This is a genomic window from Nocardia sp. bgisy134, assembly GCF_965341865.1.
Lineage (GTDB): Bacteria > Actinomycetota > Actinomycetes > Mycobacteriales > Mycobacteriaceae > Nocardia.
Genome location: NZ_CBDQZP010000007.1, coordinates 58674 through 77844 on the forward strand (window position 1 = coordinate 58674; position 19171 = coordinate 77844).

Consider the following 19171-nt stretch of genomic DNA (forward strand, 5'->3'; position numbering starts at 1 on the left):
TCGCGATTTCGATAGCCGAGCGGCCCGCGGTGTGTTTGGGTGAGCCCGGGGCAGCGCGGAGGACGAGCCGATGTTCTGGAACGACGACGACGACCGACCGAGGAATCGCACGGAGGAGTGGGCGGGCGCGACGGTGGTGTTCGGCATCCTGCTCGTGCTGGCGATCGTGCTCGCGATCCTGGTCAACACCGCCGATTTCGGCGACCGGTCGCGGCCGACGACACCGCGCACGCCCGGTTCCTGTCAGCCGTTCTGCACCGCACCGCCCACGTCACCGTGAACCGGAGCCGCGCCGCGTGAACCGGAGCCGCGGGCCTCGCATCGCCGCCGGTCATAGCGAATCACCTGCGTTCGCAGGGAATCTCAGACCCAGACGCCCTTGCCGACGGTCACCACGCCGCGTTTGCTCACCGCGAAACGATCGCGGTCGCGGTCCAGATCGACGCCGATGATCTCGCCCTCGCCGACCACCACGTTCTTGTCGAGGATGGCGCGGCGCACCACCGCGCCACGGCCGATGCGCACGCCCGGCATCAGCACGCTGCCCTCGACGGTGGCGCCGTCGTCGACCATCACATTGGAGCTCAGCACGGAATTGCGCACCGTCGCGGCGGACAGGATGCTGCCCGAGCCGACGATGCACTCCTGGGCCAGCCCGCCCTGGGCGAACTTGGCGGGCGGCAGGTTCTCGGCGGCGCCGCGGATCGGCCAGTGCTTGTTGTAGAGGTTGAACACCGGGTGCACCGAGACCAGGTCCATGTGCGCGTCGTAGAAGGCGTCGATGGTCCCGACATCGCGCCAGTAGCCGCGGTCGCGTTGGGTGGCGCCGGGCACCTCGTTGTCGGCGAAGTCGTAGACCGCGGCCTGGCCCGCCGCGACCAGCGCGGGGATGATGTCGCCGCCCATGTCGTGATCGGAATCGGAGTTCTCGGCGTCCGCGCGGATCGAATCGACCAGCACCTTGGTGGTGAAGACGTAATTGCCCATCGACGCGAAGGTCACGTTCGGGTCGTCCGGCGTGCCGGGCGGATGGGCGGGCTTCTCCAGGAACTGGATGATGCGACCGGACTCGTCGGAATCGATGCAGCCGAACGCGCTGGCCTCGCTGCGCGGCACCCGGATGCCGGCCACGGTCACGCCAGCGCCGGAATCGATGTGGTGGGAGACCATCTGCTCCGGGTCCATCCGGTACACGTGGTCGGCGCCGAAGACCACGATGTAGTCCGGGTCCTCGTCGTAGATCAGGTTCAGCGACTGCATGATCGCGTCGGCGCTGCCGGTGTACCAGCGCGGGCCGAGGCGCTGCTGGGCGGGCACCGGGGTGATGTACTCGCCCGCGAATCCCGACAGTCGCCAGGTCTGGGAGATGTGCCGGTCCAGCGAATGCGATTTGTACTGGGTGAGCACGCACAGGCGCAGGTAACCCGCGTTCACCAGGTTGCTGAGTACGAAGTCGATCAGGCGGTAGGCGCCGCCGAAGGGGACCGCTGGCTTGGCGCGGTCCGCGGTGAGTGGAAACAGGCGCTTTCCCTCGCCACCGGCGAGCACGATCCCGAGTACGTGCGGCTGGCTCCTCACAGTGCCCAAACTACCGTGAAGTCATGGCGCGGGTGGCTCCCGCCGAGCCGAGCGTCTAGTTTGGATCGGTGAGTTTCGGCACGGACGACGGGCGCTCGGCGACGGGATCCGGCGAGCCGGAGGACATCCGGGACCGGTTGCGCGTCGCGATGTTGACCCGCGAATACCCACCCGAGGTGTACGGCGGCGCGGGCGTACACGTCACCCAGCTGACCGCCGAATTGCGCAGGCTCTGCGAGGTGACCGTGCACTGTATGGGCGCCGAGCGCACCGACGCCGTCGTGCACCAGCCGGACTCGACGCTCTACGCCGCCAACGCCGCGTTGCAGATGATGTCGGCGCAGCTGCGAATGGCCGACGCGGCGGGCGATGTGGACGTGGTGCACTCACACACCTGGTACACCGGTCTCGCCGGACACTTGGCCGCCACCTTGTACGGCGTTCCGCACGTGCTCACCGCGCACTCGCTCGAGCCGCGGCGGCCGTGGAAGGCCGAACAGCTCGGCGGCGGCTATCGGCTGTCCTCGTGGTCGGAGCGCAACGCCATGGAGCATGCCGACGCCGTCATCGCGGTGAGCGAGGGCATGCGCCAAGACGTGCTCGACGCCTACCCGGCGATCGACCCGAGCCGGGTGCACGTGGTGCACAACGGCATCGACGCGACGCTGTGGCGGCCGAGTCCGCCCGCCACCGGCGAACGTCCGATCCTCGACGAGCTCGGGGTGGCGGCCGACCGGCCGATCGTCGCCTTCGTCGGCCGCATCACCCGGCAGAAGGGCGTCGGCCACCTGCTCGCCGCCGCGCGCGAGTTCGCGTCGGAGATCCAGCTGGTGCTCTGCGCGGGCGCGCCCGACACCAAGGAACTGGAGGACGAGACGGCCGCCGCGGTCGCCGAGTTGCAGCGGCAGCGCGGGAACGTCTTCTGGGTGCGGGAAATGCTGCCCACCGAGCAGATCAGGCAGATACTCGCGGCCGCGACCGTGTTCGTCTGCCCGTCGGTGTACGAGCCGCTCGGCATCGTGAACCTGGAGGCCATGGCCTGCGCGACCGCGGTCGTCGCCTCCGACGTCGGCGGCATCCCCGAGGTCGTCGTCGACGGCGGCACCGGCAGGCTCGTGCACTACGACGCAGGCGCGGCCGAGGAGTACGAGCGGGGCTTGGCGGCCGCGGTCAACGAGGTCGCGGGCGACCCGATCCTCGCCGCCGAGTTCGGCGCGACCGGACGGGCAAGAGCCATCGCGGAATTCGACTGGTCGCGGATCGCGGAACGCACCGTCGAGGTGTACGAGCACGTGCTCAAGCCGTGAAACGGGCTGTGGCGCGTGGTCAGCGACGGCGACGATAGGTCGACACCGTGACCGAAGCGGTGACCTCCATGTGCTCCGGCAGCGCCGCGAGGCGGGGATCGCGGGCCTGTTCGGCGTGATGCGCCGAGGGACCCATTCCGACGACATCGGCCACCTCGGCGCGTTCGAGCTTCATCGAATACTCGACGACGGCCCGATCGACTTCTTCGAACAAGCCCGACATGGACTCGGTGATGCGGCGATCCTTGTCCGGGTCGACGGTGACCATCCCTAGCGGATCGATCAACTCGGCCAGATGACGGGCGGTCGGCGCGGCGACGACGAAGCGGCCGTCCGCGTCGAGCACCCTGGCCGCTTCCGCCGGATTGCGTGGCGCGAACACCGAAAGCACTCCTGCCAGCACACCGTCACGAACCGGTAGGCCGCGCCAGGCGTCGGCGAGCACCGCTGCGGCGCGAGGATGGGTGCGCGCACAGCGGCGGGCGGCGGGTTTGGCCACGTCCAGCGCGATGCCACGGGCCCCGGGTGCGGCGTCGAGCGCCGCGGCCAGGTAGTAGCCGGTGCCCGCGCCGACCTCCAGCAGGGTCGCGGCCCGATCGCCGACCGGGCCGACCGCGGTGGCCACCGCGGCGGCGATGGCCGCGAAATGCCCCTCGCCCTGGAAGGCGGCGCGGGCGTCCAGCATGGCCGCGGTGTCGCCCGACATCTTGGTCGACGCACCGGTCAGCAAGCTGACGTAGCCCTGTTTGGCGATGTCGAAACTGTGGCCGCGACCGCAGCGCAGCGCCCGGTCCACCGCCTCCAGCGGGAGACGGCATTCCGGGCAGGCCAGCAGACCTGCCACATCAGCGAGTGCCGAGGGACTAGCTGGTGACACTCTTCAATTCGTCACCAAGCGCCGCTGCTTCATCCGGCGTGAGTTCGACGACCAGACGCCCGCCACCCTCGAGTGGAACCCGCATAACGATTCCACGCCCTTCCTTGGTTGCCTCGAGGGGACCGTCCCCGGTGCGGGGCTTCATGGCCGCCATCCTCTGCTCCCTCCAGATCTGCGCGGTTTTCTGCGCACTTTCTTGGAACTACAGTTGTCACCAACCAGGTAGCTCACCGGCATTTGGCGAGCTACACCGGTCCTATTCTTCCCTATCGCCGTTGTGGACGGATACCTGAGTTCGAAATGTGACCGCTCGAGCGGTGTTGTGCGGGTCACTTCCGACCCAGCAATCGGCTAGGTGATCGTCGACCATTCCGGTTGCCTGCATCAGCGCATAGGCGGTCGTCGGCCCGACGAAACGGAACCCGCGCCGCTTCAATTCTTTTGCCAGAGCTATGGATTCGGGACTCGTCGCGGGCACGTCGGCGATGGTCCGCGGACGCGGGCGCGGCGGCGGCGCGAACGACCAGATCAACTCGTCGAGGCCGCGGTCGAGCGCCTGGGCTGCCCTCGCGTTGGCGATCGCCGCTTCGATCTTGGCGCGGTTGCGGACGATGCCTGCGTCGGCGAGCAGGCGGGCGACGTCCGCGTCGCCGAACGCGGCGACGCGGTCGATCGAGAATTCGGCGAACGCGGAACGGAAGGCCGGGCGCTTGCGCAGGATCGTGATCCAGGACAGGCCCGACTGGAACGCCTCGAGGCAGACCCGCTCGAACATGGCGTCGGGGCCGCGCAGCGGTTCGCCCCATTCGAAGTCGTGGTAGTCGCGATAGAGCTGAGACGATTCCGCCCACGGGCAGCGGATCATGCCGTCGTCGGCGAGCGGGGTGGTCACGGCTGTTCGGGGGTGCTCGGGGCGGGCCATGGCGACGCCGTGCGCCCGGTGTCGTGGCGAGGCGCCGCGGCGGTGTCCTGGCGCGCCGCGCTGTCCGCGCTTTTCTCGACGGTCAGGCCGCGGGCCGCCGCGTCACCGCGAGCATGGGCGAGTTCCAGCTGGAGCTCGTCGATCCGGGCGGCGAGCCTGGCCAGCGCCCAGTCCACCTCGCCGGCCTTGTAGCCACGCACCACCTGCTGGAAGCGCAAGGCGCGCACATCGGCTCCGGTGATGCCCTCGGCGGGCAGCACGGTGGCCGTCGTGCCCTCGGGCAGTGGGCCGAGTTCCTCGCCGCGCCCGAAGATCGCACTCGCGAGCAGGAACAGCACCGCGGCCACCAGGCCGACGATCAGCACGTACAACAGCAGCGTGAGCATGACACGAGCTTATTCCGCCCCTCCGACATGCTTGTTCACGACCGAGCACAGGCGATCGCCCGGGCGGGAACCGATTTCGCGAGGACGCTACAGATGCCGCGTGGTGTCGATGCCGAGCGACATGCCCGCCAGGCCGCGGCGGCGTACCGCGAGCTTGTCGGCCACCTCGACCAGCGCCTTGGCCGACGCGCTCGCCGGATCGCGCAGCACGATCGGCGTGCCCTCGTCGCCCGACTCGCGCACCGCCTGCTCGATCGGGATCTGACCGAGCAGCGGCACGGTCGCGCCGACCGCGCGGGTCAGGCTGTCGGCGACTCGCTGACCGCCGCCCGAGCCGTAGAGCTCCATCCGGCTGCCGTCGGGCAGGTCCAGCCAGGACATGTTCTCCACCACGCCCGCGATCCGCTGACGGGTCTGCAGCGCGATCGACCCCGCCCGCTCGGCCACCTCCGCGGCGGCGAGCTGCGGGGTGGTGACGACCAGGATCTCCGCATTGGGGATCAGCTGGGCGATGGAGATGGCCACATCGCCGGTGCCGGGCGGCAGGTCGAGCAGCAGGACGTCCAGATCGCCCCAGAACACGTCGGCGAGGAACTGCTGGAGCGCGCGGTGCAGCATCGGGCCGCGCCACACCACGGGCGTGTTGCCCTGGGTGAACATGGCGATCGAGATGACCTTCACCTCGTGCGCGACGGGCGGCATGATCATCCGCTCGACCTGGGTCGGCCTGGCCGCGGTGCCGAGCATGCGCGGCACCGAATGGCCGTAGATGTCGGCGTCGAGCACGCCGACGGACAGGCCGCGCGCGGCCATGGCGGCCGCGAGATTGACGGTGACCGAGGATTTTCCGACGCCGCCCTTGCCCGAGGCGACCGCGTACACGCGGGTCAGCGAGCCCGGCTGAGCGAAGGGGATCACCGGGTCGGCCGAGTCGCCGCGCAGCTGCTTGCGCAGGCTGGTGCGCTGCTCGTCGTTCATCACGTCGAGGTCGACGGAGATGGCGCCGACGCCGGGGACGTCCGCCACCGCCTTGGTGACCCGTTGGGTGATCTCGGTACGCAGCGGGCAGCCCGCCGTCGTCAGGTAGACCTCGATGTGGACATTGCTTCCGGCGTCGATCGCGACGCTTTTCACCATGCCCAGTTCGGTGATCGGCTTCCGGATCTCCGGGTCGTCGACCTTCGCGAGCGCACCCCGCACGTCCGATTCCGTTACCACTGGCATAACGGAAATTTTAGGCGGATCAGATCCGCGGCAGCTGCGCGGGCTTGGGTGCGACCCCGTTGCCGTAGGAATTCGACCATGCCATGACGTTCGCCACATAGGCCATGGAGTTGTTGTAGCGCAGAATGGCGCGCGACTGCTGAGCCAGGTCACGCATGTTCAATCCGCCGTCGCACAGATACTTACCGGCCGTCAGCGCGGCGTCGAAGAGGTTCTGCGGGTCGGCGATGCCGTCGCCGTTGCCGTCGGCGGCGTAGCGCTTCCAGGTCTGGGGCAGGAACTGCATCGGGCCGACGGCGCGGTCGTAGCCCGCGAGTCCGTCGAGCGCGCCGTCGTCGCTGTCGTTGATGACGTTGTTGCCCGCGAGCGAGCCGTCCAGGACCGGGCCGTAGACCGGGCTCAGCGGGTTGCCGTCGGCGTCGGCCTTGCCGCCGAAGGCATGCGTGGACTCGACGCGCCCGATGCCCGCCAGCAGCGTCCACGGCATCTCGCAGACCGGGTTCTCCGCGTCCAGCCTGCGCTCGGCGTTCTGATAGGCGGCGATCGCGACGCCGGGCACGCCGAGCTGTCCGGCGGGCAGGTCGGACTTCACCCGATCGGCGGGCAGCGCAACGGTTTTCACGACCGGCGGGACGGCCGTGCGCTGCTCGGCCATGGCGTGCGCGACGAACTCGATCGAATCGGCGGATCTGACGCCGAGCGCGTCCTGATCGTCGCCGGGGAGCAGTTGAACGGCGGCCTGATCGGAATCCAGATCGGACGCCGCGGCGCAGGCCACGAATCCGGCGGGAACCAATCCGGTCAGTGCGATTACGGAGCCGCGCTTGATAGGAGCAGGCGATTGCTTGCGGTGACGCCCCACGGTGTGGTGACCCTCCTCGTTGCACAAAGGCCCGCTGACGAGCCCTTCGTGGACGAAGGAGAGATTACCGCATTCGAGATCTTTTTGTTACTGCTTCGTGATCTGTCCCGAGGTTTGGTCTCAGCCTTGTGGCGGAGCAGGCGGCAACGGGATGACGATGCCGAACGGCAGTGTGATGCCGGGCTGTTGGGTCGGGGCGGGAGCGACGGTCGGCTGCTCGGCGGGCGCGGGTTCGGGGGTCTTGGCGACCTCCGGCTCCGGGTTCGGCTGCTCCTCGGCGGGAGCAGGCGCGGGCGCGGGCTGGCCCGCTTGGGGCGCGGGCTGACCCGCCTGGGGTTGACTCGCCTGGGGTGCGGGCTGGCCCTGCGCTTGCGGCGTGCACACCGGATTCGGCTGCGGTTTCTCGACGCGGACGGGATCGTTCGGGTCGAGCGGTTCCCTGGCCTCGGCCGGGGCGTTCGGGTCGCGAGGCTCCGCACCGAATTCCTGGCCAGGCCCGAGCGGGCGCCCTGGCTCGCCCGGCCGCGGCATCGGCGCGGGCACCGCGACCTGTTCGCACGGGTTGGCGGGCGGCGGCGGTGCCGGGCAGAAGATGCCGCACGGGATCGGCGGCAATCCGGGGATGGTGATCATCACCTGGGTCGGCGCCGGAGCCAGCGGAATCGGCGCCGACGGCCGATCCGCGGGCGACGTGGTGGTGGGCAGGGTCGTCTGCACCGCGGACACGTCCGGGCCCACCGTGATCATCGGCGCCGAGCCGGGCGGGATGAGTTCCGGGGAGATGTTGACCTGGCTCGGGCTGCCGCCGGTGCGGTAGGCCGCCGACCAACTCAACACGTTGGCCGCGTAGGACATCGAGTTGTTGTAACGCAGCACCGCGCGGAGCTCCTGCGCGGGATCGCGGAGGTTCAGGCCGCCCGAGCACAGGTATTTGCCCGCGGCCAGGGTGGCGTCGAAGACGTTGTGCGGATCGGCGACGCCGTCGCCGTTGCCGTCGGCGGCGTAGAGACCCCAGGTGCCGGGCAGGAACTGCATCGGGCCGATCGCCCGCACGTACCTGCCGTCCGCGGCCTTGATGATCTCGTTGCCGGGCAACGTGCCGTCCAGCGCGGGGCCGAAGATCGGGGTCACCGTCGTGCCCGCCGCGTCGGTGCGACCGTTGCCCGCGTGCGCGGACTCGATCCGCCCGATGCCCGCCAGCAGATTCCACGGCAAGCCGCACCCGGGCATCGAAGACTCCAGCGCCAGCTCCGCGTTCCGGTACGCGGCCAGCACGATCTCGGGAATGCCGAGCGCCCCGCCGACCGAGGGCAACGTGACGTCGTGCAGGGGGACCCTCCCGCCGAAAAGCGGCATCCCATCGGTTGGCGGAGTCATAGCTCGAAGTTTGCGGGGAGAGTCCGGCGCGACCGGTAGCAGCCCTACTGTCCGAGACAAAGTGTCTTCGGGTCCGGTGTCCGTGCCGTTGCCCGTGCCGCCGCGCCCGGCGGACGCGGCCAGCAGCGCTTCCGGGGCCTGTGGCGGCGCGCTCGAGGTAGTGCTGTGCGCCGCCGATCCGGTAGCGACCAGACCAGCGACAACGAGGGCCGACATGGTTATCGGAGCGGAAACTCGCATTCGGCCACACCAATCCTCTACGTCGTGGGAACGGTGTCCGGGACGTACTGAGCCCGGGCCCCGCTCAGGACAACGTTGTCCAGGTTACCCAGCGGTCAGTAGGTTGTTGAGCATTTCCGGTCAATCGTCAGCAACGGGCGGTGAAACCTGAAGGTGGGACTGCTTTCCACCGGAGGATTTCTTGCGATTCGCCTTGCCCGGCTTGACCTCACGCGGCGTGTCGACTTCCGGGCCTGTCGCCGCCTCGATGCGGTCGAGAACCTCACGCATCTCCTCCAATTCGCGGCGCAGATAGTCGCGAGTCGCCACCTCGCCGACCGCGAGGCGGAGCGCTGCGAGTTCGCGGGCCAGAAATTCGGTGTCGGCCTTGGTTTGTGCCGCGCGCATCCGATCCTCTTCCAGCGCCACCCGGTCGCGGTTGTCCTGACGGTTCTGCGCCAACAGGATCAGCGGCGCGGCGTACGCGGCCTGAGTGGAGAAAGCGAGGTTCAACAGGATGAACGGATACGGGTCCCAGCGCAGCGCCACCACGAAGACGTTGAGAAAGATCCAGACGATCACCAGAACCGTCTGCAGCGCGAGATACCTTCCGGTACCGAGGAATCGGGCCACCCGCTCCGAGCTGCGCGCCAATGCCTCTGCGTCCCAGTCGAATCGGAACCGGGACTCGACCGGCATCTCCAATCGCTGCCGGGCGGAGCTCATCCCGACCCTGCTGACGCCCGCCGCCGGATTCTTGTCAGTCATGCGCCGGAATCCCTTCGGGCTGCTCTTCTTCGCGCCAGTCCTCCGGCAGCAGATGGTCGAGCACGTCGTCGACGCTGACCGCGCCGAGTAGATGGTTCTCGTTGTCCACCACCGGCCCGCACACCAGGTTGTAGGTGGCGAAGTACCTGGTCACCGTGGACAGCGGCACCTCGGCCCGCAGCGGCGCGAGATCGGCATCGATGATGCCGCCGACCAGGTGCGCCGGTGGTTCGCGGAGTAGTTGCTGGATGTGCACGCAGCCGAGATAGGGCCCGGTGGGCGTCGCGGTCGGCGGGCGGACCACGAACACCATGGAGGCGAGCGCGGGCGTGAGATCCGGGTTGCGCACCCTGGCCAGCGCCTCCGCGACCGTGGTCGACGGGGTCAGCACCACGGGCTTGGTCGTCATCAGGCCGCCTGCGGTGTCGGGGGAGTGCGCGAGCAGCCTGCGCACCGGTTCGGATTCCTCGGGGTCCATCATCGCGAGCAGCGATTCGCGTTCCCCGGTCGGGAGTTCGCCGAGCAGGTCGGCCGCGTCGTCGGGGTCCATCGCCTCGAGTACGTCGGCGGCGCGGCGCACCTCGAGGTGGCCGAGCAGGTCGATCTGATCGTCGTCGGGGAGTTCCTGCACCACGTCGGCGAGCCGCTCGTCGTCGAGGGCCTCGGCGACCTCGATGCGGCGCTTCTCCGGCAGTTCGCGCAGCAGGTGCGCCACGTCGGCGGGGCGCAGACCCTCGAACTGTTCGAGCAGCTGGGTGACGTCCTGGCCGGGCCTGCCGATCTCGTACGGGGTCAGCCCCGACACCGTGGTCCAGTCGACGACGTGCACCGTGCGCCGCCGCCCGATCCGCCGGTGCCCCCGCACCGCGACGCGGGAGACCCGCCAATCCCTGGTTCTGGTCAGTTCGATGCCGAGATCGACGACGAACAGGTCGACGTCCACGAGGTCGGGCAGGTCCGGATCGTCCACGCGCACCTTGGAATCCACGATCTGTGCCAGCGCCAGCATTTCGCCCGGTCGTTGCTGGAAACGGCGCAGGCTCACGGTGCCGGTGTTGAGCGTCACCATGCCCGGTTCGACCGAGGTCACCCGCAACATCGGCACGAAAATCCGGCGCCTGCTCGGCAATTCGACGACCAGGCCGTGCACGCGCGGTACCTGACGGTCGTAGCGGATCGCCACGACCGCGTCGCGCACGCGGCCGATAGACTCCCCGTCCGGTCCCAGCACCGCCAGGCCGGCGAGCCTGGCGACGTACACCCTGGTAGCTGCCATGCTTGCCAGACTAGACAGGAGGCTCCATGAAGCCGCGCCGATCTGTGCTCGCCGTGCCAGGCAGCAACCCCAAGATGATCGAGAAAGCCAAGGGGTTGCCGGTCGACGAGGTCTTCCTCGATCTGGAGGACGCGGTGGCGCCGGTGGCCAAGGCCGCGGCGCGGGCCAACATCGTGGCCGCGCTGAACCAGCCGGGCTGGGGTTCGCAACTGCGCGTGGTGCGGGTCAACGACTGGACGACCGCGTGGACCTACGCCGACGTGATCACCGTCGTCGAGGGAGCAGGCCGCGAGATCGACGCGATCCTGCTGCCGAAGGTCACCGACGCGGGCCAGGTGCGTGCGCTGGATCTGCTGCTCACCCAGGTCGAGAGGGCCAACGGGCTCGAGGTCGGGCGGATCGGCATCGAACCGCAGCTGGAAAACGCCATGGGCCTGCGCAACATCGACGAGATCGCCACCGCGAGCCCGCGGGTCCAGGCGCTGGTCTTCGGCCCGGCCGATTTCATGGCCAGCATCAACATGCGCACCCTCGTGGTCGGCGAACAGCCGGAGGGGTACGACACCGGCGACGCCTACCACCACATCCTGATGACCATCCTGCTCGCCGCGCGCGCCCACGGCCTCCAGGCGATCGACGGCCCCTACTTGCAGATTCGCGACGTCGACGGTTTCCGCAGGGCCGCCGCGCGCACCGCGGCGCTCGGCTTCGACGGCAAATGGGTGCTGCACCCCGGCCAGATCGACGCGGCCAACGAGATCTTCAGCCCGCGCCAGGCCGACTACGACCGGGCCGAGGAAATCCTGGACGCCTACGCCTTCCACACCTCCGCCGAGGGCGGCGCGCGCGGCGCGGTCATGCTCGGCGACGAGATGATCGACGAGGCCAGCGCGAAGATGGCGCAGGTGGTGGCGGACAAGGGCCGGGCCGCGGGCATGACGCGCACCACGCGTTTCACAGCACCGAACGGCCGCGCGGAATAGCAGAATGGAGTCATGACGAATCCCTTGGGGAATCCCAACCGTGCCCGCCAGGGGTTGCCGACCCCGCCGTCGGGCTGGCCGGTGGGCTCCTACCCGACCTACGCCGAGGCGCAGCGGGCGGTCGACTACCTGGCCGACAACCAGTTTCCGGTGCAGGACGTGACGATCGTCGGTGTCGACCTGATGCAGGTCGAGCGCGTGCTCTACCGCCTGAACTGGGGCAAGGTGATCGGCGGCGGCGTGGTCTCCGGCGCCTGGCTCGGTCTGTTCCTCGGTCTGCTGCTGAGCCTGTTCACCACCAGCGGCGCGTTCGGTCCGCTGCTGGTCGGCCTGGTCGGCGGCATCATCTTCGGCGTCATCTCGACCTCGATTCCGTACGCGGCCACCAGGGGGCAGCGCGATTTCGCCTCCACCATGCAGCTGGTGGCGGGCCGCTACGACGTGCTGTGCGACCCGAAGTCGGCCGAGCAGGCGCGGGACATGCTCGCGCGGTTGGCGATCTGACCGCATGGACATGATGGACACCGTCCGCACCGGGGTGCTGGACCACTACGGTGTGCCCGCGACGGGCGTGGATTCGGCCTCGGTGACTTTCCTCGGGCTGGAGCCGATCGAGATCCTGCGGATCGTCGACGGCGACGTCGTGCACTACGTGACGCTCGGCGGCTCGCGTCATCCGATGGGCGATCCCGGTGACCTGCACGCCGATCCGGTGCGCGGCCCGCGCGCGGAGCTGGTGCTGACGCTGCGCTCCGGCACCGCCATGCCCGGCCTGCCCAAAGCGCTGGGCATTCTGGTCGCCACGCCCTCCGTGGAAGGCGTTGTGCTGCAAGCCGACGCGTTGCTCGATCTCGGCGAGCCGCTGTGGCAGGGCGCGGCGTTCACCGCGGCGCTGCTCGGCGACAGCGAGATTCCGGAGATTCCGCTGCCCGACCCCGCCGAGCCGGTCAGGTATCTGACGGTGACGCCGGTGACCGCCACCGAAGCGGCGTGGGTGCGGGTGCGCGGCGCGCAGGCGCTGCGCGAGGCGTGGACGGAAGCGGGCATCGACGTGCGCGACCCCGGTCGCGGGGCGGCCACGCTGTAGCGCCGGTGCCGCGTGGCGTTTCAGAGCCAGTCGTTGCGGCGGAACGTGATGAACAGGCCGGCGCACACCGTCGCGATGAACAGCAGAACCCCGCCGTAGCCGTAGGTCCACTTCAGTTCCGGCATGTGCTCGAAGTTCATCCCGTAGATGCCTGCGACCATGGTCGGGACCGCCGCGATGGCCACCCACGCGGAGATCTTCCGCATATCGGTGTTCTGCTGCACGCTGATCTTGGCCAGTGCCGCGCTGACCATCTCGCTGAGCGACTCGTCGAAATCGGAGATGCGCTCGGCCACCGCGGTGTGGTGGTCGGCCACGTCGCGCAGATAGCGCTGAATCTCCTTGGGCACCGGCAGATCCGGTTTGTGCCCGAGCAATTGCAGCGGCACCGCGAGCGGATTGACCGCGCGCCGCAGTTCCACCACCTCGCGCTTGAGCTGATAGATCGACTCGATGGTGACGTGATTGCGCGGGGTGAAGACCTGCTCTTCCATCTCGTCGATGTCGTTCTCCACCAGCGTGGCCACCTCGATGTAGGAGTCGACGACGTGGTCGGCCACCGCGTGCAGCACGGCGTACGGGCCGTGCCTCAACTGCTCGGGACGTTCCTCGAGTTCGCGGCGCACCCCCGCCAGACCGGTGTGCTCGCCGTGCCGGACAGTCACCGCGAAGTCGGCCCCGGTGAACACCATGATGTCGCCCGTCTCGACTATCTCGCTGACGCTGTCCATCTCGTGCGGGACATAGGACACCGTTCGCAGCACCAGGAACAGCGTGTCGTCGTAGCGTTCCAGCTTGGGCCGCTGGTGGGCCTTGACCGCGTCCTCGGCGGCGAGCGGATGCAAGTCGAAGGTCGAGGCGATGTCGGCCATCTGCGTCTCGTCCGGATCGTGCAGCCCGATCCAGACGAAGCCCGTCCCGCGCGAGCGGACCTCGGCGAGCGCTTCGGAGTGGGTGAATCGACCGGGCAGCCGGAGCCCGTCGACGTAGACGGCACAGTCGACCACGGCTCGCGCGGTGGGAACCGGAATGCGTGGGCGCGGGAGCGTCGCGCGGCCTTGCCCGCGGAAAGACGGCAACGGCGGTATGGACGGCACGACGACGATGCTAGATGCCGTCGCCGGACCGAGCCGTCGGCTGCCGTGCCGACCGGAGATCGCGCACTGTAAGACTGGAGGACGTGCGCATCGACCTGCATACCCACTCGACCGCGTCGGACGGCACCGACACCCCCGCCGAGCTGGTGCGAAACGCGGCGGCCTCCGGTCTCGACATCGTCGCGATCACCGATCACGACACCACGGCCGGGTGGGCGGAGGCGGTCGACGCGCTACCGAAGGGCATGACCCTGGTGCGCGGGATGGAGATGTCGTGCGTCGGGCTCGGCGAGGACGGCTGGCCGGTGCCGGTGCATCTGCTCGCCTACCTGTTCGATCCGGCCGACCGCGGTTTCGCCGAGGAGCGCGAGCGGCTGCGCGCCGAGCGGGTGGACCGGCTGCGCGCGATGGCCGAGCTGATGGCCGCCGACGGACTGCCGATCGACCCGGACGCGGTGCTCGCCTCCGCCGGACCGTCGGCCGGGCGGCCGCACCTGGCGCGGGCGTTGGTCGAGGCCGGGGTGGTGCCGAGCGTGGACGCCGCCTTCGTCGAGCTGCTCGCACCGCGCGGTCCGTACTACGCGGAGAAGGCCGACACGCCGCTGCACCGCGCGGTCGAGATGATCGCGGGCGCGGGCGGGGTCAGCGTGCTCGCCCACACCAGGGCGCGCAAGCGGGGACGGCTGCTCGCCGTGGACGACATCAGGGAACTGGCCACCCTCGGATTGGGCGGACTGGAAGTCGACCACCCCGACCATTCCGCCTCCGATCGCGCCGTGCTCACCGCTCTGGCGGACGAACTGGGTCTGCTCACCACCGGCTCGTCGGACTACCACGGCGCCAACAAGACCATCCGCCTCGGCGAGTTCACCACCGACCCGGCGCAATTCGAGGAGCTCGCGGGTAAGGCGACGGGTGTGCCCGTGATCGTCTCGTGAGATACCTGCGCGCGCTCAGCGGCGTGGTGGCGGCGGGCACGGTGCTGTTGACGCTCGTCGTCGTCGGCGCGGCGGCGATCGGCGCGCGGCGTGGTTTCCCCGGTCCGGGCGCGGAGTCGGTGGCCTGGCATCTGGTGGCCTCGGCGACTGTCGTTGGGGCGCAAATCTTTTCGGACAGGCATCGGGGTTTTCTCGCCTTTTCCGGATCCGCGGTTGTTTTCTTCGTCACCGGTGTATTGCTCTGGACACAGTGGTGGGGTTGATCGTCCGGTACTGGTTGCGGCCGGGTGAATTGTGGACGAACATCTTTTCTTGTGATCGACATCGAGACGGATGTGCTGGTTCTAGGCGGCGGCCCCGCCGGAACCTGGGCGGCCGTCTCGGCTGCCGCCGGAGGGGCGAGGGTGGTGCTCGTCGACAAGGCCCGCTGCGGGAGCAGCGGGCCTTGTGCGTTCGGGAGCACGACGGTGTGGAACATCCCGCCCGGCGCGGCCAGGAACGAGGCGGTGCGCCGATCGCACGCCGACGGCGGATACCTCGGCGATCCGGACTGGATGCACCGCGTGCTCGACGAGACGCATCGGCGGATCGAGCAGCTGGTGGGCTGGGGCTACCGGTTCCCCGACGACTCGCGATCCGGCTCGCAGCGGGTCCGCCTGGACGGCGCGGGCTACCTGCGCCGGATGCGGCGGACCGTGATCGAGGCGGGGGTGCGCGTCCTCGATCACCATCCCGCGTTGCAGCTGCTGCGTGACGGCGACGGTGTGGTCTCCGGCGCGGCCGGGGTGCAGCAGCACGATGGCTTTCGCGCGTGGATGGTCCGCGCGGGCGCGGTGGTGGTGGCCACCGGCGGCTGTGCCTTCCTCTCCGGCGGCGCGGGCACCGACGTGGCGACCGGCGACGGTCTGCTGCTCGCCGCCGAGGCGGGTGCGCGGCTGTCCGGCATGGAATTCTCCAGCGCCTACGGCCTCGCGCCCGCGCTGCACGCGATGACTCCGGCGATGCATCCGAGTTTCGCGCCTGGCCTCGCGCTGCGCGGCGCGGCGCTCTACGACGAGAGCGCCGCCGTCTTCGAGGGCGATCGGCACTCGGTGTTCGCAGCCATCGCCGACGGGCGGCGGGTGTCCGCGTCCGTGGCCGACATGCCGGAAGTCGTCCGGCACTGGCTCACCAGGCAGGGCGCGGTCGATCGATCCGGGCGGGTGCCGCTGCGACCGGTGCTCGAGGGGACGGTGCGTGGCACAGGCGGATTGGCGCTTGCCGGTCCGGACGGCGCGACCACGGTGGCCGGGCTGTTCGGCGCTGGCGACGCGGTGAGCCGCGAGCCGATCACGGGCGCGGCGAGCGGCTTCGGCGGGCAGAGCGGAGCCTGGGCCATCGCGTCCGGCGTCTGGGCGGGGAAGAGCGCTGCCCGCTTCGCGCGGACGAGAGGCGCGGTGGGCCCGGTGCGTCCGGTGCCCGGCGCCGGCCTCGCCGCGCGGGCGCGCATCGATCCCCGCGCGATCGTCGGACTCGTGCAGGAGCACACCCTGCCGCTGCGGCGCAGCTACTGGCGCAGTGCGGGCAGCCTGCGCGACAGCATCGCCGAACTCGACGCCCTGTGGCCGGGCGCGGCGTTCGCCCTCGGCGGCGTCGGCGCCGAGCGTCTACGCGCCAGGCAGGCGGCGGCTCTGCTCGCGGTGGCCAGATGGACCAAGCACAGCGCGCTGGCGCGCACCGAGACCCGTGGCATGCATCGGCGCACCGATCACCCCGACGCGGGGGACGAGTGGCGGGTCCGCCTGACCACGGGCGGGCTGGACAGCGTCTGGGTGGGCACCGAGCGATTGCGGCGGGTAACGTCGGAACCGCCACCCGCCGTGCGCGGCCCGTCCGTCGCGCGCGGCCAGGTGCCGGTCGGATTGGAGCCCGCGCCCACGGTGCGGGAGACCCCTAGAATCGTGCCCGACCGGCAAGACCCGGACCTCACACCACCGGACCGCCTGGCGATGTGAGAACTCACCGCCGTGCGATGTGCGGATGCGAGTTTCCCCTAACTTCGGGGTAATTCCGGGGACCTACCCTCGGAATATGACGCGCAACCGGGATCCGACACACCGGTTTGGCAAGTCATCGGACCGGCTGGCAGAATGTTGCGGATTCCCCTCCTACGCCACCGCCGGGTTCGGGAATAACGGTGCTCCGCGCCGCGCAACGTACCGTCGCGCCCCCGAGGATCGCCCCGCATGTTCTGTCCGGACCCACCCGTCCGGCCCCCGCTCTGCGGATCAGTGCAGCGCCACGTCTAGAGCTCATCGTCGGGTTTCGACACACCCGCCCCGACTCGAAACGTCCATGTCAGCGCACTCGATGAGCGGTACGAATCACCTATTACGAATTACCCGGCGGTAACCGTCCCCCGGTTCAGCCCGACCCGAGCAGGAGTGAAATCGTGTCACCTGTGACTGACGCACCGAATGCCACCGCGAGTTTGTCCGAGATCACAAACGACGAAATCTTCGCTGGACACCTCGGCGGCAAGCTCTCGGTCGAGCTCTCGGCTCCGCTGGACACTCAGCGTGACCTCTCGATCGCGTACACCCCCGGCGTCGCTCAGGTCAGCCGTGCGATCGCTCAGGACGAGACGCTGGCCAAGCGCTACACCTGGACCGACCGCCTGGTGGTCGTGGTCAGCGACGGCACCGCCGTCCTCGGCCTCGGCGACATCGGCCCGCGCGCCTCGCTGCCGGTGATGGAGGGCAAGGCCGCGCTGTTCAAGAAGTTCGCCGGCCTGGATTCCATCCCGATCGTGCTGGACACCAAGGACGTCGACGAGATCGTCGAGACCCTGATCCGGCTGCGCCCGAGCTTCGGCGCGGTCAACCTGGAGGACATCTCCGCGCCGCGCTGCTTCGAGATCGAGAAGCGTGTCATCGAGGCGCTGGACTGCCCGGTCATGCACGACGACCAGCACGGCACCGCGATCGTGGTGCTCGCCGCCCTGAACGGCGCGGCCCGGGTGCAGGGTCGTGACATCGACGGACTGAAGGTCGTGGTGTCGGGTGCGGGCGCGGCCGGTGTCGCGTGCACCAACATCCTGCTCGCCGCGGGCGTCCGCGATGTCACCGTGCTCGACTCGAAGGGCATCGTGAGCCGCGATCGCGCCGACCTGAACGAGGTGAAGTCCGAACTGGCCGAGCGCACCAACCCGCGCGGCCTCACCGGCGCCGCCGCCGAGGCGCTCGCGGGCGCGGACGTGTTCCTCGGTCTGTCGGCGGGCCTGATCGCCGAGGAGCTCATCGCCTCGATGGCGCCGGAGGCGATCGTGTTCGCCATGTCCAACCCGGACCCGGAGATCCACCCGGACGTGGCGCGCAAGTACGCCTCGATCGTCGCGACCGGCCGCAGCGACTTCCCGAACCAGATCAACAACGTGCTCGCCTTCCCCGGTGTGTTCAAGGGCGCGCTCGACGCGGGCGCCCGGCGCATCACCGAGGGCATGAAGATCGCCGCGGCGAACGCCATCCTGGGCGTGGTCGCCGACGAGCTCGGCCCTGAGAAGATCGTCCCCAGCCCGCTCGATCCGCGGGTCGCCCCGGCCGTCGCCGAGGCTGTCGCCGCCGCCGCGCGTGCGGAGGGCGTTGCGTAACAACTGATTACGCAATAGACAGGGCGCCCCGTTCAACGACGAACGAGGCGCCCTGCGTCGTTCCCGTAGCGGGAGCGGCGGTCAGTGCGGCACGGAGACGGCCGAGATGAACTCGGCCAGCTGGGCGTCGGTGACGTTCTTGGCCAGATCGGATTCGCAGATCATGCCGATGAGGCGCTTGTTCTCGATGACCGGCAGTCGCTTGATCTGGTTCTGCTCCATCAGTTCCAGCACCTGCTGAAGGTCGGCGTCGGCGTCGACCCAGCGCGGTGTGCCTTTGGCGAGATCGCCCGCGCGGATGCGGCCCGGGTTGTGTCCCTCGGCGATGCAGCGCACAACGATGTCACGGTCGGTCAGCATGCCGACAAGGCGGTCGTTGTGGCAGATCGGCAGCGCACCCACGTCCATGTTGCGCATCATCTGAGCGGCGCGGTCGATCGTCTCGTCCGCGGGGATGCACGTGGCATCGGCGTGCATGATGTCACGTGCCTTCATCGGTGCGTTCATGCTCGCAATCCTCCTTGTCTCGGGTTCGGTGCCCGCAGGACTCGAGGATGCGCAGGTCTCGACACGGCGTGCCACAGTTGCGTCGAGCGCGCACGGCTGACGACTCCTACGGCCACTTGCAATAGTGACCTAGAT

General features: G+C 69.5%; 21 protein-coding genes. 9 read left to right on the forward strand and 12 right to left on the reverse strand.

Annotated elements, in window-relative coordinates; translation table 11 throughout:
- Positions 1-70: 70 nt before the first annotated feature.
- Positions 71-280: a hypothetical protein gene (locus ACRWNM_RS14460; protein WP_431967561.1), complete on the forward strand. Its 210-nt coding sequence runs from the start codon at positions 71-73 to the stop codon at positions 278-280.
- Positions 281-363: 83 nt separating this feature from the next.
- Here ACRWNM_RS14460 and glgC read toward each other — a convergent pair whose 3' ends face one another.
- Positions 364-1578 (reverse strand): glucose-1-phosphate adenylyltransferase, encoded by a 1215-nt coding sequence (glgC, locus tag ACRWNM_RS14465; RefSeq protein WP_431967563.1) that lies wholly within the window; start codon positions 1576-1578, stop codon positions 364-366.
- A 137-nt stretch (positions 1579-1715) separates the two neighbouring features.
- Between glgC and glgA the strand changes: the two genes are divergently transcribed.
- Positions 1716-2885, forward strand: coding sequence for a glycogen synthase (gene glgA, locus ACRWNM_RS14470; RefSeq protein ID WP_431967973.1), 1170 nt, complete (start codon positions 1716-1718; stop codon positions 2883-2885).
- 19 nt (positions 2886-2904) lie between these two features.
- Here glgA and ACRWNM_RS14475 read toward each other — a convergent pair whose 3' ends face one another.
- From ACRWNM_RS14475 to ACRWNM_RS14515, 9 genes are all read right to left on the reverse strand, one after another.
- The gene (locus ACRWNM_RS14475; RefSeq protein ID WP_431967565.1) at positions 2905-3729 is read right to left on the reverse strand and encodes a putative RNA methyltransferase; all 825 of its coding nucleotides are present in this window, start codon (positions 3727-3729) and stop codon (positions 2905-2907) included.
- A gap of 19 nt (positions 3730-3748) precedes the next feature.
- Positions 3749-3916 (reverse strand): DUF3117 domain-containing protein, encoded by a 168-nt coding sequence (locus ACRWNM_RS14480; RefSeq protein WP_011211259.1) that lies wholly within the window; start codon positions 3914-3916, stop codon positions 3749-3751.
- A 102-nt stretch (positions 3917-4018) separates the two neighbouring features.
- The gene (locus ACRWNM_RS14485) at positions 4019-4684 is read right to left on the reverse strand and encodes a DNA-3-methyladenine glycosylase I (protein WP_431967567.1); all 666 of its coding nucleotides are present in this window, start codon (positions 4682-4684) and stop codon (positions 4019-4021) included.
- On the reverse strand, positions 4651-5070 hold the full coding sequence (locus tag ACRWNM_RS14490; protein ID WP_431967569.1) for a DivIVA domain-containing protein: 420 nt from the start codon (positions 5068-5070) through the stop codon (positions 4651-4653). The genes ACRWNM_RS14485 and ACRWNM_RS14490 overlap by 34 nt, the downstream gene beginning before the upstream one ends.
- 87 nt (positions 5071-5157) lie before the next feature.
- A complete protein-coding gene (locus ACRWNM_RS14495) occupies positions 5158-6294 on the reverse strand; it encodes an Mrp/NBP35 family ATP-binding protein (protein ID WP_431967571.1) in 1137 nt (378 codons plus the stop codon).
- 19 nt (positions 6295-6313) lie between these two features.
- The gene (locus ACRWNM_RS14500) at positions 6314-7156 is read right to left on the reverse strand and encodes a lytic transglycosylase domain-containing protein (RefSeq protein WP_431967573.1); all 843 of its coding nucleotides are present in this window, start codon (positions 7154-7156) and stop codon (positions 6314-6316) included.
- 120 nt (positions 7157-7276) lie between these two features.
- Positions 7277-8773 (reverse strand): lytic murein transglycosylase, encoded by a 1497-nt coding sequence (locus ACRWNM_RS14505; protein ID WP_431967575.1) that lies wholly within the window; start codon positions 8771-8773, stop codon positions 7277-7279.
- Between the two features lie 120 nt (positions 8774-8893).
- On the reverse strand, positions 8894-9520 hold the full coding sequence (locus tag ACRWNM_RS14510; RefSeq protein ID WP_431967577.1) for a DUF1003 domain-containing protein: 627 nt from the start codon (positions 9518-9520) through the stop codon (positions 8894-8896).
- The gene (locus ACRWNM_RS14515) at positions 9513-10796 is read right to left on the reverse strand and encodes a magnesium transporter MgtE N-terminal domain-containing protein (RefSeq protein WP_431967579.1); all 1284 of its coding nucleotides are present in this window, start codon (positions 10794-10796) and stop codon (positions 9513-9515) included. The genes ACRWNM_RS14510 and ACRWNM_RS14515 overlap by 8 nt, the downstream gene beginning before the upstream one ends.
- Positions 10797-10822: 26 nt before the next feature.
- Between ACRWNM_RS14515 and ACRWNM_RS14520 the strand changes: the two genes are divergently transcribed.
- From ACRWNM_RS14520 to ACRWNM_RS14530, 3 genes are read left to right on the forward strand one after another with little or no spacing between them, the layout of a single operon-like run.
- Entirely contained in the window at positions 10823-11779 is a 957-nt protein-coding gene (locus tag ACRWNM_RS14520) for an HpcH/HpaI aldolase/citrate lyase family protein (RefSeq protein ID WP_431967581.1), read from the forward strand.
- Between the two features lie 12 nt (positions 11780-11791).
- Positions 11792-12283, forward strand: a complete 492-nt coding sequence (locus ACRWNM_RS14525; protein ID WP_431967583.1) for a general stress protein — start codon at positions 11792-11794, stop codon at positions 12281-12283.
- A gap of 4 nt (positions 12284-12287) precedes the next feature.
- Positions 12288-12866 (forward strand): suppressor of fused domain protein, encoded by a 579-nt coding sequence (locus ACRWNM_RS14530; RefSeq protein WP_431967585.1) that lies wholly within the window; start codon positions 12288-12290, stop codon positions 12864-12866.
- Positions 12867-12886: 20 nt separating this feature from the next.
- Here ACRWNM_RS14530 and ACRWNM_RS14535 read toward each other — a convergent pair whose 3' ends face one another.
- Positions 12887-13963 (reverse strand): magnesium and cobalt transport protein CorA, encoded by a 1077-nt coding sequence (locus ACRWNM_RS14535; protein WP_431967587.1) that lies wholly within the window; start codon positions 13961-13963, stop codon positions 12887-12889.
- 83 nt (positions 13964-14046) lie between these two features.
- Here ACRWNM_RS14535 and ACRWNM_RS14540 point away from each other — a divergent pair, with 83 nt between their 5' ends.
- From ACRWNM_RS14540 to ACRWNM_RS14555, 4 genes are all read left to right on the forward strand, one after another.
- Positions 14047-14901: a PHP domain-containing protein gene (locus tag ACRWNM_RS14540; protein WP_431967589.1), complete on the forward strand. Its 855-nt coding sequence runs from the start codon at positions 14047-14049 to the stop codon at positions 14899-14901.
- 23 nt (positions 14902-14924) lie between these two features.
- Positions 14925-15164, forward strand: a complete 240-nt coding sequence (locus ACRWNM_RS14545; protein ID WP_431967591.1) for a hypothetical protein — start codon at positions 14925-14927, stop codon at positions 15162-15164.
- A 51-nt stretch (positions 15165-15215) separates the two neighbouring features.
- Positions 15216-16895: an FAD-binding protein gene (locus tag ACRWNM_RS14550; protein WP_431967593.1), complete on the forward strand. Its 1680-nt coding sequence runs from the start codon at positions 15216-15218 to the stop codon at positions 16893-16895.
- A gap of 437 nt (positions 16896-17332) precedes the next feature.
- Complete coding sequence (locus tag ACRWNM_RS14555) at positions 17333-18529, forward strand: NAD(P)-dependent malic enzyme (protein ID WP_431967595.1); 1197 nt, start codon at positions 17333-17335, stop codon at positions 18527-18529.
- A gap of 81 nt (positions 18530-18610) precedes the next feature.
- On the opposite strand, the gene ACRWNM_RS14560 is transcribed toward ACRWNM_RS14555, so the two are convergent.
- Positions 18611-19036, reverse strand: a complete 426-nt coding sequence (locus tag ACRWNM_RS14560) for a CBS domain-containing protein (protein WP_431967596.1) — start codon at positions 19034-19036, stop codon at positions 18611-18613.
- Between the last annotated feature and the right edge of the window lie 135 nt (positions 19037-19171).

What these genes read in the sequence shown, in the direction of transcription:
- ACRWNM_RS14460 (WP_431967561.1), top strand. Translation starts at nt 71, where the DNA reads ATGTTCTGGAACGACGACGACGACCGACCGAGGAATCGCACGGAGGAG.
- ACRWNM_RS14530 (WP_431967585.1), top strand. Translation starts at nt 12,288, where the DNA reads ATGGACATGATGGACACCGTCCGCACCGGGGTGCTGGACCACTACGGT.
- ACRWNM_RS14515 (WP_431967579.1), bottom strand. Translation starts at nt 10,796, where the DNA reads ATGGCAGCTACCAGGGTGTACGTCGCCAGGCTCGCCGGCCTGGCGGTG.
- ACRWNM_RS14490 (WP_431967569.1), bottom strand. Translation starts at nt 5,070, where the DNA reads ATGCTCACGCTGCTGTTGTACGTGCTGATCGTCGGCCTGGTGGCCGCG.
- ACRWNM_RS14560 (WP_431967596.1), bottom strand. Translation starts at nt 19,036, where the DNA reads ATGAACGCACCGATGAAGGCACGTGACATCATGCACGCCGATGCCACG.
- ACRWNM_RS14495 (WP_431967571.1), bottom strand. Translation starts at nt 6,294, where the DNA reads ATGCCAGTGGTAACGGAATCGGACGTGCGGGGTGCGCTCGCGAAGGTC.
- ACRWNM_RS14485 (WP_431967567.1), bottom strand. Translation starts at nt 4,684, where the DNA reads ATGGCCCGCCCCGAGCACCCCCGAACAGCCGTGACCACCCCGCTCGCC.
- ACRWNM_RS14480 (WP_011211259.1), bottom strand. Translation starts at nt 3,916, where the DNA reads ATGGCGGCCATGAAGCCCCGCACCGGGGACGGTCCCCTCGAGGCAACC.
- ACRWNM_RS14520 (WP_431967581.1), top strand. Translation starts at nt 10,823, where the DNA reads ATGAAGCCGCGCCGATCTGTGCTCGCCGTGCCAGGCAGCAACCCCAAG.
- ACRWNM_RS14510 (WP_431967577.1), bottom strand. Translation starts at nt 9,520, where the DNA reads ATGACTGACAAGAATCCGGCGGCGGGCGTCAGCAGGGTCGGGATGAGC.
- ACRWNM_RS14525 (WP_431967583.1), top strand. Translation starts at nt 11,792, where the DNA reads ATGACGAATCCCTTGGGGAATCCCAACCGTGCCCGCCAGGGGTTGCCG.
- ACRWNM_RS14505 (WP_431967575.1), bottom strand. Translation starts at nt 8,773, where the DNA reads ATGCGAGTTTCCGCTCCGATAACCATGTCGGCCCTCGTTGTCGCTGGT.